Genomic DNA, 16,714 nt, shown 5'->3' on the forward strand with positions numbered 1-16,714 from the left:
GCGCCTACTTGTTCCACTCCGTGTGGACGAAGCCGGCCTCGGGCCTGTCGCGGCGCTGGTAGGTGTGCGCGCCGAAGGCGTCGCGCTGAGCCTGGGTGAGGTTCTGCGGCAGCTCCGGGCTGCGGTAGCTGTCCAGGTACGCCAGCGACGCGCTGAACACCGGCACGGGGATGCCCGCCTTCGCGGCCACGCCCACCAGCCTGCGCCACGCGGGCGCCAGCTTCTCCAGCACCGGCGCGAAGGCGTCCGACACCACGAGGTTGGGCAGGTCCGGCTGCTTCAAGAAGGACTCGCGCAGCGGCGTCAGCAGCTTCGCGCGGATGATGCAGCCACCCCGCCAGATGCGCGCCATCTCCGCCAGGGAGATGTTCCACTTGTACTCATTGGACGCCGCCTGGATGAGCCGCATGCCCTGCGCGTACGTCACCACGCGCGCCGCGTAGAGCGCGTCGTGCGCCCACTGCGCGAGCTGCGCCTTCTCCTCCGCGCTCAGCGTCTCGGACGGGCCCTTCAGCTTCGCGCTCGCCGCCACGCGCTCGTCCTTCATGGAGGACAGGTTGCGCGCATCCAGAGCCGAGGCAATCGACGGCACCGGGACGCCCAAATCCAGCGCCACCTGCACCGTCCACTTGCCCGTGCCCTTCTGGCCCGCCTTGTCCAGCACCAGGTCCACGAGCGGCTTGCCCGTCTCCGAGTCTTTCTTGCGCAGCACCTGGAGGGTGGTCTCCAGGAGGAAGGACTCGGCGATGCCCTCGTTCCACTTGGAGAACAGGTCCGCCAGCGCGTCCGCGCTCAGCCCTAGCCCGCGGCGCAGCACGTCGTACGTCTCCGCGAGCAACTGCATGTCCGCGTATTCGATTCCGTTGTGCACCATCTTCACGAAGTGGCCGGCGCCGTCCGGCCCCACGTGGGTGACGCACAGGCCCGACTCCGCGCGCGCGGCGATGGCCTCCAGCACGGGGCGCACCAGCGCGTACGCCTCCTGCGGGCCGCCCGGCATGATGGACGGGCCGTTGCGCGCGCCCTCCTCACCGCCCGACACTCCGATGCCCAGGAAGTGCAGCCCCTTCGACTTGCACGACTCCTCGCGGCGGCGCGTGTCGAGGAACCACGAGTTGCCCGCGTCCATGATGACGTCGCCGGGCGACAGCAGCGGGAAGAGCCGCTCCATCATCTGGTCCACCGCCGCGCCCGCCGTCACCATCAGCAGCACCCGGCGTGGACGCTCCAGCCGCTGGACGAACTCCTCCAGCGACGCGGTGCCCTTCACCTCGGGGTGGCCGTACTTCTTGTGCATCTCGTCGATGCGCTCGGGGTGGCGGTCCCAGACCGTCACCTTGAAGCCATGGTCCGCGATGTTGAGGGCGAGGGCCGCCCCCATGACACCCATGCCCGCCACGCCGAACTGCGCGCCCTTTGTCTCGCTCATGATTCCTCCCGAAGTCCCGTGGCCGCTCACCGTCCGGCGGCGGCCGGGTCCAGCATCCACTGCGTATTCGTCACCCGCGCCGCCGGCAGCGACATGTCTCCCGCCAATGCCCGGCGCACCGCGTCCGCCTTGCCCGCGCCCGCCACGAGGTTGAGCACCGCGCGCGCCGACAGCAGCACCGGCAGCGTCAACGTCATCCGCCACGGCGGCGGCTTGGGGCCCACCACCGCCAGCACGCGCCGCTCGCGCTCCTCCAGCGCCGGGTGGCCGGGGAAGAGGCTCGCGGTGTGTCCGTCCGGGCCCATGCCCAGCAGCACCACGTCCAGCACCGGCGGCAGCGTGGCCTCGTAGTCGCGCGCGGCGGCGTCGCGGTCCTCGCGCTCACCCTGCATGCGGAACACCTGCGACGACGGCAGCCGCAGCGGCTTGAGCAGCGTGTCCTCCACCAACAGGTAGTTGCTGTCCTTGTGGTCCGGCGGCACGAAGCGCTCGTCCACGAAGTAGACGTCCACGCGCTCCCACGGGAGCTTCATGTCCGCCAGCGCCCGGTACGCGGGGCCCGGCGTGCCGCCACCGGACAGGGCCAGGCTCGCGCGCGGGCGCGTCTTCAGCGCGTCCTGGAGCGAGCGCGCCATCCACGCCGCGGCCTCCTGGGCCAGCGACTCGGAGGGGACGACCGTCGGAGGAGCGAAGCTCATAGCCGCGTCCACCTGCGCCCGTCGCTCGCCAGCAGCGCGTTGGCCGCGTCCGGGCCCGGGGTGCCGGGCGCGTACGTGTGCACCTGGCCGCCCTCGCCGGACTCCAGCGCGCGGAGGATGGGCGTCACGTAGCTCCACGCCTGCTCCACGCTGTCCTGCCGCGCGAAGAGGGTGGCGTTGCCGCGCATGCAGTCCAGCAGCAGCCGCTCGTATGCCTCGGGCACCGGCTTGTCGAAGCTCTCCGCGTAGTTGAAGTCCATGGTGACGCCCGCGATGCTCACGTCCTCGCCGGGCACCTTGGACTCGAAGGAGAGCGCGATTCCCTCCTTCGGTTGGATGCGCAGGGTGAGCACGTTGGGCTGCAGGCGCTGGCACGTGGCGCCCTCGCCGGCGAAGAGGCCGATGGGCACCGACTTGAAGTGGATGGACACCTCCGTCAGGCGCTGCTTCAGGTTCTTCCCCGCGCGCAGGTAGAAGGGCACGCCCTGCCAGCGCCACGAGTCCACGTTCATCTTCATGGCCACGTACGTGGGCGTGCGCGAGTCGGGCTTCACGCCCTTCTCCTTGCGGTAGCCGTCGTACTGGCCCGCCACCACCGCCTCGGCCACCTCGCGGCCCTCCAGCGGGCGCAGCGCGCGGAACACCTTGTTCTTCTCGTCGCGGATGTCCTCCGCGGCGAAGGACACCGGCGGCTCCATGGCGCACAGCGCGAGCACCTGGAGCAGGTGGTTCTGCACCATGTCCCGGATGACGCCCGTCTCGTCGTAGAAGCCGCCGCGGCCCTCCACGCCAATCTTCTCCGCCGCGGTGATTTCCACGTGGTCGATGTGGTTGCGGTTCCACAGCGGCTCGAAGATGGCGTTGGCGAAGCGGAAGACGAGGATGTTCTGCACCGTCTCCTTGCCCAGGTAGTGGTCGATGCGGAACACCTGCCGCTCGTCCAGCACCGCCGACAGCTCGCGGTTCAATTCACGCGCGCTCTCCAAGTCATGCCCGAAGGGCTTCTCGATGACGAGCCGCCGCCACGGCCGCTGGCCCGGGTGCTCCTCGCGCCTGAGCAGGCCGGCCTCGGCGAGGCCGTGGAGGATTTGGGGGAACGTGGAGGCCGGCGTGGCCATGTAATAGAGCTGGTTGCCGTCCGTGCCGTGGCGGCGCGACACCTCGTCCAGCTTCTCCCGCAGGCGCGCGAAGGAGGCCGGGTCGTCATAGGCGCCGGACACCACTTCCAGGCGCGGGGCGAAGCGCTTCCAGGTGGCCTCGTCCAGCGGCTGCGTGCGGGCGAACTTCTGGAGGCCCTCCTTCACGTGCTCGCGGAAGGCGTCCCCCTCCAGCTTGGAGCGGCTGTACGCGACGATGGAGAAGTGGTCCGGCAGGAGGTTGGAGCGGGCCAGTTCGAAGAGCGCGGGGAACAGCTTGCGCTCGGCGAGGTCTCCGGTGGCGCCGAAGATGACCACCGTGCACGGGTCCGGACGCCCGGCGCGCAGCACCGGGTCTCCTTCACGGGGATGGGTCTCGATGTGCAGGCCCTGCGCGTCCATGCCGCTGCCTCCTCCGGGTTCGACTGGGGCGGGCACCTTCGCCACACCCGTTGTCGCCGGGCAAGATGAGAGTGCACGCAGTGACAGGGGAGTGACGTCTGCTCCGACCACGGAAGGGCCGGACGTCCGTCACGCGGCCGTCGCGGCGCGCGATTCGGCCCACTGCTAACGGGGAACCTTTACGGGCGCCACGCCGGGTTTGCGCTACCGCGAGACGTTCAGATGTCGCCGTTCCAGGCGACGGCGGCTCACGGCAGGCAGAGGAGCTGGTACCGCAGGGTGTCTCGCTGCTTCACCTCGGACAGCTCCACGCGGCATTGGCGCTCGGTGCTGTCGAAGGGGGAGAGGCGGTTGAGCACCCGCGATACCCGGCCCTGGCGCGCCCGGAAGTCATCCGGTGACACGTAGGCGCGGATGTTCCGGTAGTGGGCTTCCAGCAGCTCGCAGACGCGGCGCGGGTCACCCCGGGGAAATTCCCCGCGGCCGTGGACCTCGACGTAGAGGATGGGCTTGTCGCGCCGGGACAGCACGCCCTTCATGCCGGCGAGCACGTCCAGCTCGAAGCCCTCGACGTCAATCTTCACGAAGTCCACGCGCGGCAGGCCGTGCTTCGCGATGAAGCCGTCCAGCGTGACGACGGGGACGGAGATGCCGGGCGCTCCGTCCTCGGGGACGTGGCCGTTGAGGCCCGGAGCGAAGGTCAGCGTGCCCTCGCTCGAGCCCACCGCCGCCTGCACCGCGTGGCAGTTGGCCAGGCCGTTGCGGCGCAGGTTGGCGTCCAGCTCGGCGAAGTTCTCCGGCTCGGGCTCGAAGCTGTGGAGCTGCCCCTCAGGGCCGATGCGGCTGCGCAGGTACAGCGACAGGTAGCCGATGTTGGCGCCCACGTCGAAGGCCACCATGCCCGGCCGCACGTGCGGGGCGATGAGCGCCAGGTCCGACAGGAACTTCTCGCCCTGGAGATACAGCAACATGTGCGTGGTGCTGCGGTGCGCCTTCAGGCCGACGGTGTAGCCGAACAGCAGCCGCTCGACTTCCAGCGGCTGTGCCCCGTTGAGGCCCAGCAGCAGGCGCGCGGTGCGGAGCTGGCTGAACGGGAGGACGCTGTGGGCGACTCGGGCGGCCTGGAGGGCGGGTTTGAGCGGGAGCATGGGTTCACCCGCGGTTCTAGGTGGGCTCGCACCTCGGGAGCAAGGGTGGGAGGGAGGCGGTCCTCTGTCCGGCCGCCTTGAAGGCACCCGGGCGCGCGGTGCCTGGGGCGCCATGGCCCGGCCGCGCGGGCCCGTGCGGGAGGGACGCCTGGAGCGCGAAGGTGCTATGCCCTCCGCTCCCGCCATGAAGTACGCCGTCACGCTCTGGTTCTGGCTCGTGTTCCTGCTCACGGCCCCCGTGCTCTTCACGCTGGGGGCGCTGCTGCTCGCCGTCACGTATCCGTTCGACCGGGACCGCAGGTTGCTTCACGCGCTGGTGTGCGGCTGGTGCCACGGGCTGTGGCTGCACCTGTCCCCGGGCTGGCGCACGCGCATCGAGGGCCGCGAGCTGCTGCCGCGCGGGCCCTGCGTGCTCGTGGTGAACCACCAGTCGGCCGCGGACATCCTCGCCGTCATGGGGCTGCGCTACCCGTACAAGTTCGTGGCCAAGGCGTCGCTGTTCTCCCTGCCGCTGGTGGGGTGGATGATGTCGCTGCTGGCGTACGTGCCCATCGTCCGGGGTTCCTCCACCGCCATGCACCAGCTCCTGGATCCGTGCCGCAGGTGGCTGCGCCGGGGCATGCCGGTGCTCATCTTCCCGGAGGGCACCTACTCCACGGGCGGCCAGTTGCTGCCCTTCAAGCGGGGCGCCTTCCAGCTCGCGCTGGAGGAGCACGTGCCGGTGGTGCCCGTGGTGGTGGAGGGCACGCCGCAGCTCCTGGAGGGAGACGGCCCGTGGATGAGCGCGCGCGCCTCCATCCGCGTTCGGGTGCTGCCGCCGATTCCGCCCGAGTCCTTCGGCCCCGACTCCACGGAATTGGCCTCGCGCGTGCGCTCGCTGTACGAGCAGACCCTGGCCGCCGCCGGCTGACGCCGGTGGACTCGAAGAAAGGACGTTCCATGCGACTGCCGCTCTTCCAGGTGGATGCCTTCACCTCCCGCGTCTTCGGTGGAAACCCCGCGGCGGTGTGCCCGCTGGACGCGTGGCTGCCGGACGCGGACATGCAGGCGATTGCCCTGGAGAACAACCTCTCCGAGACGGCCTTCTTCGTGCGCGAGGGAGACGGCTTCCGCCTGCGCTGGTTCACCCCCGCGCAGGAAGTGGACCTGTGCGGCCACGCCACGCTCGCCTCCGCGTGGGTGCTCTTCCACCGCTGGGAGACGGGGCTCACGCGGGTGGAGTTCGCCACGCGCTCCGGGCTGCTGGTGGTGACGCAGGAGGCGGACGGCTGGCTGACCATGGACTTCCCGTCTCGGCCGCCCACGCCGTGCCCCGTGCCGGCCGGGCTGGTGGAGGCGCTGGGCGCGGCGCCGCGCGAGACGTTCGCCTCGAGAGACCTCGTGGCCGTCTTCGACTCCGAGGAGCAGGTGCGCGCGCTGAAGCCCGACCTGGCGCGGCTGGCGGCGCTGGACACCTTCGCGGTGGTGCCGACGGCGCCGGGGAAGGGCGTGGACTTCGTGTCGCGCTTCTTCGCGCCGCGCGCGGGCGTGCCGGAGGACCCGGTGACGGGCTCGGCGCACTGCTCGCTGGTGCCGTACTGGGCGAAGCGGCTGGGCAGGACGTCGCTCCTCGCCCATCAGGTCTCCGCGCGCGGCGGCGAGCTGCGCTGCGAGGAGCGGGGCTCGCGCGTGCGCATCGCCGGCCAGGCCGCGCTCTATCTCGAGGGTTTCATCACCTGGTGACCCCCGGGACGTAGGAGGATGCGGCGCGCATGGGATGGCTGCTCTGGGCATTCGGGACGCTGCTGGCCGCCGGGGCGGCCTGGGCGCTCTCCGCCTCGCTGCTGCGCGAGCGCCCCACGCTGGAACGCTGGATGGCCACGCTCCTCTTCGGCGCGGCGAGCATTCTCACCTGCGTGCAGGGGCTGGGCCTCGTCGGGCGGCTCACCCGGCCGCTCCTGTTCCTCTCCGCGCTGGGGCTCCACGGGGCCATGCTCGCGTGGGCGGTGCGCCGGGAGGGCGTGAGCGGCCTGCGCGCCGTGTTGCGCTCGGACGCGGGCGCGCCGCTGCGGCTGCTTCGCGACATCCACCAGCGGCGCGAGCTGGCCGCGTGGGCGCTGCTGCCCGCGGCGTGCGCGTTCATCCTCTCCGGCGTCGTCGCCTGGCACTTCCCGAACTGGGCGTGGGACGTCGTCTGGTACCACACGCCGAAGACGAACTACGCGGTGCAGACGGGCGCCATCACCTGGGTGGACACCTCCGTCTGGTACGTCAACGGCTACCCCGAGGCCACCGAGCTGCTCGCCGTCTGGAACGTGCTCCTGCCCATGGACACGCGCCTGGACGACATCGCGCAGTTCCCCTTCGCGCTGCTCGGAGCCCTCACGGTGGCGGCGTGGTGCCGCAGGGCCGGGGCGGGCATCGGACTGGCGGCGTCGCTGGGGGCCATGTGGGTGGCCATGCCGGCGGTGTTCCTGCAGCTCCACACCACGCACGCGGACATCACCGGCGCGGCCTTCTTCCTCGCGGCCTGCTACTTCCTCGCCTCGCGCGAGTGGCACCCCGTGGAGCGCGTCCTCACGCTGCTGGCGCTCGGGCTGTACGCGGGCACCAAGGTGACGGGCCTGTTCCACCTGGTGCTGCTGTCGCCGCTGGTGCTGCTGCGCGTGGGGCTCGTGCTCTGGCGCGAGCGGGGCATGCGCGGGCGGCTGTGGCCGGTGGTGCTCGGCGTCGTGCTGCTGGTGTGGCTGGGCGCGCCCACCTACGTGGAGAACCTGGTCCGCACGGGCAACCCGATGTGGCCCGCGCGCATGCGGGTGCTGGGGCACGAGCTTCCCGGCCCCATTGCCGCGGAGGACATTGCCCGGCCTCCCGCCTTCTTCGGCGAGCCCGGCGCCTTCCAACGCATGGTGAGCAACTGGACCGCGCCCGAGGGGCTCTACTGGCCCGACACCCGCGAGCGCGCCTTCGGCTGGCTCTTCCCCTATCTGCTATTGCCCGCGCTGCTGTGGCTGGGCCTCACCGGCCTGTTGACGCGGGAGCGCCTCCTCTGGCTGTCGGTGCTGTGCCTCGCGCTGCTGTCGGTGGTGGTGCCCGCGGCATGGTGGGGACGCTTCACGCTGGGCCTGCCGGCGGCGGGGCTGGTGGCCTTCGCGGCGGTGCACCGGCAGCTCCGCACGCCCTACGCGCAGGTGCCGCTGTCGGCGCTCGCGGCGTTCCTCTCGGTGGCGTCCTACGCGAAGGCGAGCGTGGGCTACCAGGTGCTGCCCACCATCGGCGCGCGCGCCAATCCGAGCCTGAGCGCCCAGGCGCGCCTGCGCGAGCGGATGAACTGGCTATGGACTGCCCACGCGGTGCGGCTGCGCGAGCAGGAGCTCCGCCCCGGGGACGTGGTGGCCTACGACGACTCCACCAGCTTCCTCGGCGAGTATTGGACGTACGATTTGCGCAACCGCGTCGAGTACGTGAGCCACCAGGGCAAGGATGGCGACTACCTCGCCCGGCTCCGCGCCCTGCGGCCGCGCTGGGTGAGCGTGCGCAAGGGCAGCCGTGCCGAGCAGCTCCTGCTCCAGGAGCACGGCGCCTTCGACAGGCTCTTCGACTGTCCCATGAGCGACGCGGTGATTTACGGGGTGGTGAAGCCCGATTGGTAGCGGTAGACGGACCGGGCCTCCGCGCTCAGCCCGACGTCCTTCCGCGAAGCTGCTGGCGCGCGGTGGAGAGCGCGTCGGCGAACTCGAGCGCTGGGGCCACCCGGGCCTCCAGCGCTCCGAGCGACTCGGGGATGCCGTGGTGCTCCACCTCCAGCATCCCCGCGACGATGGAGAAGTGCGCGGACTGCTCGCGCAGGCCCAGCAGGCGGCGACTCACCTCCGGGGCGCGGAGCAGCGCGCGCACCTCGGGGGAGACGCGCTTCAGGTCGAGGGCGGCGTCGAGCTCCGCGTCGTCGACCTCCTCATCCTTCCGGCCGAAGAGCTTCAGGAACCTGTCCCCGAGGCTCTCCGGCTCCAGCAGCAGGCTCCGGCCCAGGACGTCGCCCAGGTCCAGGCGCAGCACCGTCACGTGGTGGCGGTGCTTGCCCGCGCCGCGCTTCTCCGTGAGCAGGGAGAGCTGTCTGCCCTGGTAGAGCCCCTGCACCTCCATGGCGCCCAGCGTCTCGGTGAAGCTCCACTCGTGCCGGGCCGCGAGCCCCTTCCAGGCCTCGTGCTGGTTCCTGCGGGAGCGCAGGACCGCGAAGGTCATCAACGCGAGGAAGAGTGCGATGAGGAGGGCAGGGAGATAGGTGCCCAGGGGGAGGCCGGCCATGTGCCGCAATCATCCCCGAGGCGTCCAGCACCGGCCAGCCACCCACCGACTGGGGTTGTTCAACCCCGGGCACGCTGCTCGGTCGGAAGTGCGGACTCCGCGTCCAGCGCTTCACCCAGGTCCAGCGCGGGGCCCACGAGGACTTCCAGCTCGTCGGCGGTGACAGGCATTCCGACCTGCTCCAGCCTCAGCAGGCCCTCCGAGAGGGAGCAGTCGGTGTAGTGGTCGCGCACCGCCAGCAGTGCCTCGCGCACGGGCGGAGCGCGGAGCACGGCGAGGGCCCGGGGCGTGATGCGCTGCTCGTCGAGAACCTTCGCGACGGTGTTGCTGCCCGGCTCGTCTTCGCGGATGCCGAGCCACACGAGAATGCCTTCCGCGACCTGGGCGGGCCGGGCCGAAGCGCCAGCGTCCTGGGCAGCACGTCACCGACATCCAGGCGCACCACGGTGCGGGGCGGCAGGTCTCCTTCCGGGTCCTGCTCCGTCCAGATGGAGACACTTCGCCCGTGGTGCAGTCCTCGCAGCTCCAGCCGCGGCAGGGAGCCCGTGAAGGCCCAGCCGTGTCGGGCCGCGAAGACCTTCCACCCGAGGTGTCGCCTCCTCGAGTTCCACACGGTGAAGAGGATGGCGCCTCCGATGAGCGAAGCGAGCAGGACCTGGCTGAAGGATATGGGCGGGCATCTTCTTCCGGCGGAGGACTCGGCCGCCAGCGACGCCCTTCGGGGAAGGCTTCAGCTCCGGGCGCTCTCGGTGGGCCGCGGGGTGTCCGCACGCAGCGCTTCGCCCAGCTCCAGCACCGGCGTGACGAAGGCCTCCAGCACCGCGGCGTCCTCGGAGATGTCGCGACGCTCCGCCTGCAGGACGCCGTCGGCGAGGGAGAAGCGGGAGGAGCGGTCGTAGAGGGTCCGCAGGTGCTGGCGCACGTGCGAGTCACGGAGCAGCGCGCGCCCTTCCGGAGAGCTGCGCTCCGCGTCGAAAACCGCGTCGAGCTTCGCGTCGCTCAAGTCCTCCGGAGCCCTCAGCCGGAACAGCCTGCGGACGCTGGGTCCGAGCCCCTCGCTCGCGGTGACCAGGGTTCCCGGTACTCCGTCGCCCAGCTCCAGCCGTGCCACCGTCACCTCGTGACGGCCCTTGCCCTGGCCGCGGACCTCCGTGCACATGACGAAGCGGCGTCCCTGGACGTGGCCCTCGACTTCCAGCCTGGAGGGAAGCAGGGGGAGCGGGTTGCGGACCTCGGTGAAGCGCCAGCGGTGCAGGTCCGCGAACGCGCTCCAGGCCTCGCGCCTCCGCTGACGCATGCGCCGGAAGAGGTAGAGGTTGCCTCCGAACAGGAAGGCGGCGAGGCCGAGAATCAGGAGGATGGAGACCAGGGGCGACATGGCGTGTGAGCATGTCCCGCACCGGCCGGCGGTGGCCAGCCGCCTCCCCGCGTGGGGTGGGAGTAGAGGACCCGCCAGGGGAGTCGCCTTCGTAACTGCGCGGACTTCCAGGAACTTGCGCGCATGTCAGAGGGAGCGAGTAAGGGAGCAGGCGCCCGCCGCTTGGAGCGGGCGGCTTCCCCAAGGGAGGCTGCCCGCTGCCCGAGCGCCATGGGGCGAGGGAGGGTGGACGCGGGATGCGGCTGCTGCACACGTCGGACTGGCACCTGGGGCACACGCTGTACGACGTCTCGCGGGAGGCGGAGCACGCCGCCTTCCTCGACTGGCTGCTGGACACGCTGGAGGCGCACGCGGTGGATGCGCTGCTGGTGGCCGGCGACATCTTCGACACTTCCAACCCCAGCGCGGAAGCGCAGGCGGCCTGGTACCACTTCGTCGCCCGCGCCCGGCGGCGGCTGCCCCGGCTGGACGTGGTCGTCATCGGCGGCAACCACGACTCGGCGGCGCGGCTGGATGCGCCGGACCCGCTGTTCGCCGCGCTCGGCGTGCGCGTGGTGGGCGGACTGCCGCGTGCGCGCGGTGAGCTGGAGATGGAGCGGCTGCTGGTGCCGCTGCACGACGCGAAGGGGCGCGTGGGCGCGTGGGTGGCGGCGGTGCCGTACCTGCGCCCCGCCGATTTGCCTCCGGTGCCGGTGGAGGCGGGAGACCGGTTGGTGGAGGGCGTGCGCGCGGTGTACGGCGAGGTGCTGGCTGCGGCGCGGCGCAGGCGTCAGTCCGGGCAGGCGCTGGTGGCCATGGGCCACTGCTACATGACGGGCACGGAGTTGTCCGCGCTCAGCGAGCGGAAGATTCTGGGCGGCAACCAGCACGCGCTGCCGGTGGACCTGTTCCCCGAGGACGTGGCGTACGCGGCGCTGGGGCACCTGCACAAGGCGCAGCGCGTGGGCGGGCGCGAGGGGGTGCGCTACAGCGGCTCGCCACTGCCGCTGTCTTTGTCCGAGGCGAGCTACCGGCACCAGGTGCTGCTGGTGGAGCTCGAGGGTGAGGCGCTGGAGGGCGTGCGCCCGCTGTCGGTGCCGCGCAGCACGGACATGGTGCGCGTGCCCGCGCGGGACGCGGTGCCGCTGGAGGAGGTGCTGGCACTGCTGGAGGCGTTGCCGGAGCGCGAGGAGGCCGCGCCGGAGTGGCGGCGTCCGTACCTGGAGGTGTGCGTGGCGCTGCCCCGGCCGGAGCCGTCGCTGCGGCACAAGGTGGAGAAGGTTCTGGAGGGCAAGGCGGTGCGGCTGGTGAAGCTGACCCCGGCGTACACGGGCACGGGCGGCGCACTGGCGGAAGCCCAGCCGGGCCTCTCGCTGAAGGAGCGCACGCCCGAGGACGTCTTCCGCGCGCGCTACGCGAGGGACTTCCAGGAGCCGCCGTCCCCGGTGTTGTTGGAGGCCTTCCACACGCTGCTGGCCGAGGTGCAGGAGGAGGCGTCGTGAAAATCCTGGCCATCCGCGGCTCCAACCTGACGAGCTTCGCGGGCGACTTCGCGATGGAGCTGGACCAGCCGCCGCTGGACAGGCTGGGCCTGTTCGCGATTACGGGGGCCACGGGCGCGGGGAAGAGCACGCTGCTGGACGCCATGTGTCTGGCGCTGTTCGACCGCACGCCTCGATTGGGCGGGCGCGGCGGCGCGCCGGTGGGCCGCGCGGACGAGGAGGAGGAGGCGCGGCTGTCGGCGTACGACGTGCGCGGCATGCTGCGGCGCGGGGCGGGCGAGGGCTTCGCGGAGGTGGACTTCCAGGGGAAGGACGGGCGGCGCTACCGGGCGCGCTGGTCGGTGTGGCGCGCGCGCAGCCGCGCGGAGGGGCGCTTCCGGCCGCAGGAGATGTCGCTGACGGACGTGGCCTCGTCGCAGCAGTTCGGCCGCACGAAGAGCGAGGTGCTGGCGGCGATTCAGGAGCGGCTGGGGCTGTCGTTCGACCAGTTCCGGCGCTCGGCGCTGCTGGCGCAGGGCGAGTTCGCGGCGTTCCTCAAGGCGGATGCCAGCGAGCGCGCGGAGCTGCTGGAGCGGATGACGGGGACGGAGGTGTACAGCCGGCTGTCCGTCGCCGCGCACGAGAAGAACCGGGCGGAGCAGGAGGAGCTGACGCGGCGTGCGCAGGGGCTGGCGGCGATTGCGCTGATGTCCGACGCGGACCGCGCGGTGGCGCAGGCGCAGCTCGGCGAGGAGGCCGGAGCGAAGGCGGCGGCCGAGGCCCGGTTGCAGGCGGCGGAAGGCGCGGCGGCCTGGCACTCCGAGCGGGCGGCGCTGCTGGGCGCGGAGCTGGCGGCGGAGACGAAGGCGGCGGAGGCCGCGCAGGCGCTGGAGGAAGCGGCACCTCGGGCGGCGCGGCTGGAGGAGGTGCGCGCGGCGGAGTCCTTCCGGGGCGCGGTGACGGCGGCGGAGGGCGCGGAGCGCCGGTGGGCGGAGGCCGAGGCCGCGCGGGTGGCCCGGGCATCGGAGGCTGAGAATGCGCAGGCGGAGTCCGCGGCGCGGAAGGGGGTGCTGCTGGATGCGGAGCGGGGGCGGGCGGCGGCGCAGGAAGCGGAGGCGGCGGCGAGGCCCGCGCTGGAGGAGGCGGCGGGGCTGGATGCGCGGCTGGCCGTGGTGGCACGGGAGGCGGAGGAGGCTCGCAGGCGCGCGGAGGCTTCACGCGGGGCGGCGGGGACGGCGAAGGCGGAGCTGGAGTCGGTGCTGGCCCGCGAGGCGACGGCGCGCGCGGAGGGCGAGGCCGCGAGGAAGTGGCTGACGGAGAAGGCGCACTGGCAGGCCCTGGCGGCGGAGTGGCCCCGCTGGCAGCGCGAGCTGGAGCGGTACGAGTCGGCGCAGGGCGAGGGGAGGAAGGCGCGCGAGGACGCCGGGCGGCTGCGCGGGGACGTGGACCGGCTGCGCGGGGACGTGACGCTGCGGCGGGAGGAGAAGGCGAAGGCCGCCGAAGCGGAGGAGATGGCGCAGGCGGCGGCCACGCACGCGGAGGCCGCGGAGGGCGCGGAGGCGGGGGCGGCACGAAGGACGCTGCGCGAGGCGCTGCTGGCGAGGCAGGACGTGCTGCGGGCGCTGGAGGTGGCGCGGGAGGGGCTGACCTCGGACGGGGCGGAGGCGCGCGCCGCCGAGGGGGAGATTGCGAAGGCGAAGGCGGAGGCGGAGTCCGCCGAGCACGAGGCCCGTGAGGCGGCGGCGCGGAGGGTGGAGCGCGAGGCGGCGCTGAAGGAGGCGCGGCGGGCGCTGTCGATGGCGCAGGCGACGCAGAGCTATGCGTCCCACCGCGCCCTGCTGCGCGAAGGTGATGCGTGCCCGCTGTGCGGCGCCACCGAGCATCCATATGCCCGCGAGGTGTCCGCGCTGGATGGACTGGTGGCGGAGTCCACGGCGCGCGTGGAGACGCTGGAGGTGGAGCGGGCCGAGTCCACGAAGGCCGAGGTGGACGCGAGCGCGAAGGGCGCGGCGGCGAGCGCGCGCGCGGGACAGGCGCAGGCGCGCCATGAGACGGCCGCGGCCCGTTGCGCGGAGCATCGGGCGGCGTGGAGTGGAGCGCGGCAGAAGTGGCTGCGCTCCGCATCCGGGACGGTGGCTGCGTCCGGGCAGAGTGGGGACCCGGCGCATGACGCGTCCCTTCCTCCCGAGGTCGGTGAGTCCACGGACGCGGGTGCGTGGCTGCAAGCGGCGCGCGTCGAGGTGCAGGCTCGGCTCGCGACGCTGAAGGCCGAGGAGGAGGCGGCGGAGGGACTCGCCCGCGCGGCACGCGAGGCCCGTGCAGCCCTGGAGACGCAGCGCACGCGGCGCGAGGCGGCGGCGGAGATGCTCCGGCGCGCCGAGGAGGCGCTCACCCGCGCGGAGGGCACGCTCAACGAGGTGCTGGCCCGTGTGGAGGCCGCGGAGGCCATCCGCCGGCAGGTCCTCGCGGACGTGTCGCCCATCTTCTCCCAGGACGAAGGCTGGGAGGTGAAGCTTGAAGCGGACCCCGCCACCTTCCGGAGCAACTGCGCGAAGCGCGTGGCCCTGTGGAAGACGAAGGAAGAAGCCAGGCTCAAGGCCGAGGCCCGCGAAGCCGAGGAGCAGAAGCACCGCGCCCGCGCCCAGGGACTCCTGGACGTCAGCACCCAGCGCGCCGAGGAGGATGCGAAGCTCGCCGCCCTCAAGGAGGACGAGCGCGGCGAGGTGGCCCGGGCCCGCGCGGCGCTGCTGAATGGCCGCCCCACCGAGGACGTGCGCGCGGAGCTGCGCGCCCGGCTGGACGCCGCCGTGGAGTCCTTCGAGCGCGCCCGTGAGGCCGCCGACGCGGCGAAGCAGGCGGAGCGCGTGGCCACCGCCCGCGCCGAGGATGCCGTGCGTGTACGGGCCGAAGCCGTCGAGGCGAAGGAGGCCGCGCTGTCCGCCCTGACGGAACAACTCTCCGCCAGGGGCACCACGCTGGAGGCGGTGAAGGCGCTCCTGGCCCACGGCGCCGCCTGGTGCGAGGCGGAGGCGCGCGCCCTTGCGGCCTTGCGCGAAGCCGTTGCCCAGGCCCGCGCGGTGCTGGCCGAGCGGCGCGAGCGGAGGACCCGGCACGAGGAGTCCGGTCCCCCGTCCCTGTCCGAGTCCGAGGCGGGCCCCGCCTGCGAGCAACTGCGCGCAGACGTGGAGGCCCGCCGCCGCGCCGAGGCCACCCTGCGCGCCCGCCTGGAGTCCGACGACGCGGCCCGTGCCCGGCACGGCGCGGAGGCCGCGGCCCTGGAGGAGCGCCGCCGCGAGGCCGAGGTGTGGAAGACGCTGGGAGACCTCATCGGCTCGCACGACGGCAAGCGCTTCAAGGTGTTCGCCCAGAGCCTCACGCTGGACGCGCTGCTGCTGCACGCCAACGCGCACCTGCGCGAGCTGGCGCGGCGCTACCGGCTGATGCGCGTGCCGGGGCACGACCTGGACCTCCAGGTCGTGGACGGCGACATGGGCGACGAGGTGCGCAGCGTGGCCAGCCTCTCCGGTGGAGAGAGCTTCCTCGTGTCGCTGGCGCTCGCGCTGGGGCTCGCCTCGCTGTCGTCCGAGACGACGCAGGTGGAGACGCTCTTCATCGACGAGGGCTTCGGCACGCTGGACCCGGAGACGCTGGAGGTGGCCCTGGCCACGCTGGACGCGCTCCAGGCCACGGGCCGGCAGGTGGGCATCATCTCCCACGTCAGCGGGCTGGCCGAGCGCATCGGCGTCCAGGTGCGCGTGGTGAAGCAGGGCGGAGGCCGCAGCCGGCTCGTGGTGGAGGGAGACCCGGGCATGGTGCCGCCCGCCATGGGACAGCAGGTGGCGTGAGCTTCAGGACTCCGAGCCCATCAACCCGCGCACCACCGCCGCCACCGCCAGCGGCGTGGCCACGCGGTCATCGCACAGCGGCGCGAGGGCCCGGGCGAACTGCTCGGCGGACTTGAAGCGCTGCGAAGGGTGGGGCGCCAGCGCGCGGTCCAGCACCAGCGCCAGCGCGTCCGACACCTCCGGCACCACCATGCGGATGGGCGTCACCCGGCCATGGCGGATGGAGGCCTCCACCTCTTCCCCGGGCCCGGAGGGGAAGGGGGACTCCAGCGACAGCAACTCGTACAGCAGCACCGCCGCGGCCCACAGGTCCACCGACACGGACACGTCGCCGGCAATCAGCTCCGGCGAGCGGTAGTGCTGCTTGCCCAGGCGCCGCGCGTCCAGCGCCGCCCCCGCGCGCGAGCGGGCCACGCCGAAATCCGCCAGCTTCACCTCGCCCGTGCGCGACAGCAGCACGTTGTGTGGAGACACGTCGCAATGCACCACGCCCAGCGGCCGCCCCGTGGTGCTGGTGGCATGGTGCGCGTGCGCGAGCCCCTCCAGCACCTGCCGGACGATGAGCACGGAGATGTCGATGGGCAGCTCGATGCGGCGGCGCCGGCACTGCGCCAGCACGCGGCCCAGGTCAGGCCCCTCCACCAACTCCATCGCCAGGTAGCCGCCGTCCGGCAGCTCGCCGTACTCCACGAAGCCGACGATGTGCGGATGGCTCAGGCACCGCGCCAGCTCCGCCTCGTGGAGGAGCTGCTCGCGGGCTTCCGCGTCGTGCGCGCGCTCGGGGCGCACGCGCTTGAGGGCCACGCGCTCTCCGGCGTGAGGCCCCTGCCGCATCCGCGCGAGGAACACCTCCGCCATGCCGCCGCGGCCCAGCCGGGACAGCAGCTCGAAGCGGCCGCAGTCGCGCGGCCACGTCTCGGAGGCGCCGTCCATC

General features: G+C 72.7%; 13 protein-coding genes. 5 read left to right on the plus strand and 8 right to left on the minus strand.

Annotated features, from left to right (window positions below):
- Positions 1-4: 4 nt before the first annotated feature.
- The 4 genes from gndA to ACVTJA_RS07180 all read right to left on the minus strand — a co-directional run bounded on the left by gndA (position 5) and on the right by ACVTJA_RS07180 (position 4,813).
- A complete protein-coding gene (gene gndA, locus ACVTJA_RS07165) occupies positions 5-1,429 on the minus strand; it encodes an NADP-dependent phosphogluconate dehydrogenase (RefSeq protein ID WP_465834943.1) in 1,425 nt (474 codons plus the stop codon).
- A gap of 26 nt (positions 1,430-1,455) precedes the next feature.
- The gene (gene pgl / locus ACVTJA_RS07170) at positions 1,456-2,127 is read right to left on the minus strand and encodes a 6-phosphogluconolactonase (RefSeq protein ID WP_465834944.1); all 672 of its coding nucleotides are present in this window, start codon (positions 2,125-2,127) and stop codon (positions 1,456-1,458) included.
- Positions 2,124-3,665 carry a glucose-6-phosphate dehydrogenase gene (zwf, locus tag ACVTJA_RS07175; RefSeq protein WP_465834945.1) on the minus strand — a complete coding sequence of 514 codons (1,542 nt, stop codon included), beginning with the start codon at positions 3,663-3,665 and terminating at the stop codon, positions 2,124-2,126. The genes pgl and zwf overlap by 4 nt, the downstream gene beginning before the upstream one ends.
- 248 nt (positions 3,666-3,913) lie before the next feature.
- A complete protein-coding gene (locus ACVTJA_RS07180; protein ID WP_465834946.1) occupies positions 3,914-4,813 on the minus strand; it encodes an FkbM family methyltransferase in 900 nt (299 codons plus the stop codon).
- 184 nt (positions 4,814-4,997) lie between these two features.
- On the opposite strand from ACVTJA_RS07180, the gene ACVTJA_RS07185 reads away from it, so the two are divergent.
- Genes ACVTJA_RS07185 through ACVTJA_RS07195 form a run of 3 tightly spaced genes read left to right on the plus strand, consistent with a single transcriptional unit; the run spans position 4,998 to position 8,445 of the window.
- Positions 4,998-5,723: a lysophospholipid acyltransferase family protein gene (locus ACVTJA_RS07185; protein WP_465840331.1), complete on the plus strand. Its 726-nt coding sequence runs from the start codon at positions 4,998-5,000 to the stop codon at positions 5,721-5,723.
- Between the two features lie 29 nt (positions 5,724-5,752).
- Positions 5,753-6,535 (plus strand): PhzF family phenazine biosynthesis protein, encoded by a 783-nt coding sequence (locus ACVTJA_RS07190; protein WP_465834948.1) that lies wholly within the window; start codon positions 5,753-5,755, stop codon positions 6,533-6,535.
- A 29-nt stretch (positions 6,536-6,564) separates the two neighbouring features.
- Positions 6,565-8,445 carry a hypothetical protein gene (locus tag ACVTJA_RS07195; protein ID WP_465834950.1) on the plus strand — a complete coding sequence of 627 codons (1,881 nt, stop codon included), beginning with the start codon at positions 6,565-6,567 and terminating at the stop codon, positions 8,443-8,445.
- 25 nt (positions 8,446-8,470) lie between these two features.
- On the opposite strand, the gene ACVTJA_RS07200 is transcribed toward ACVTJA_RS07195, so the two are convergent.
- From ACVTJA_RS07200 to ACVTJA_RS07210, 3 genes are all read right to left on the minus strand, one after another.
- The gene (locus ACVTJA_RS07200; RefSeq protein ID WP_465834951.1) at positions 8,471-9,097 is read right to left on the minus strand and encodes a hypothetical protein; all 627 of its coding nucleotides are present in this window, start codon (positions 9,095-9,097) and stop codon (positions 8,471-8,473) included.
- Between the two features lie 59 nt (positions 9,098-9,156).
- Positions 9,157-9,459 carry a hypothetical protein gene (locus tag ACVTJA_RS07205; protein ID WP_465834953.1) on the minus strand — a complete coding sequence of 101 codons (303 nt, stop codon included), beginning with the start codon at positions 9,457-9,459 and terminating at the stop codon, positions 9,157-9,159.
- 368 nt (positions 9,460-9,827) lie between these two features.
- Positions 9,828-10,475 carry a hypothetical protein gene (locus ACVTJA_RS07210; RefSeq protein ID WP_465834954.1) on the minus strand — a complete coding sequence of 216 codons (648 nt, stop codon included), beginning with the start codon at positions 10,473-10,475 and terminating at the stop codon, positions 9,828-9,830.
- 236 nt (positions 10,476-10,711) lie between these two features.
- On the opposite strand from ACVTJA_RS07210, the gene ACVTJA_RS07215 reads away from it, so the two are divergent.
- Positions 10,712-11,956, plus strand: coding sequence for an exonuclease SbcCD subunit D C-terminal domain-containing protein (locus ACVTJA_RS07215; protein WP_465834956.1), 1,245 nt, complete (start codon positions 10,712-10,714; stop codon positions 11,954-11,956).
- Positions 11,953-15,780, plus strand: coding sequence for an AAA family ATPase (locus tag ACVTJA_RS07220; protein ID WP_465834957.1), 3,828 nt, complete (start codon positions 11,953-11,955; stop codon positions 15,778-15,780). The genes ACVTJA_RS07215 and ACVTJA_RS07220 overlap by 4 nt, the downstream gene beginning before the upstream one ends.
- A gap of 3 nt (positions 15,781-15,783) precedes the next feature.
- On the opposite strand, the gene ACVTJA_RS07225 is transcribed toward ACVTJA_RS07220, so the two are convergent.
- Positions 15,784-16,713 carry a serine/threonine-protein kinase gene (locus ACVTJA_RS07225; protein ID WP_465834959.1) on the minus strand — a complete coding sequence of 310 codons (930 nt, stop codon included), beginning with the start codon at positions 16,711-16,713 and terminating at the stop codon, positions 15,784-15,786.
- Between the last annotated feature and the right edge of the window lies 1 nt (position 16,714).

It is taken from the genome of Pyxidicoccus sp. M6, assembly GCF_055568925.1.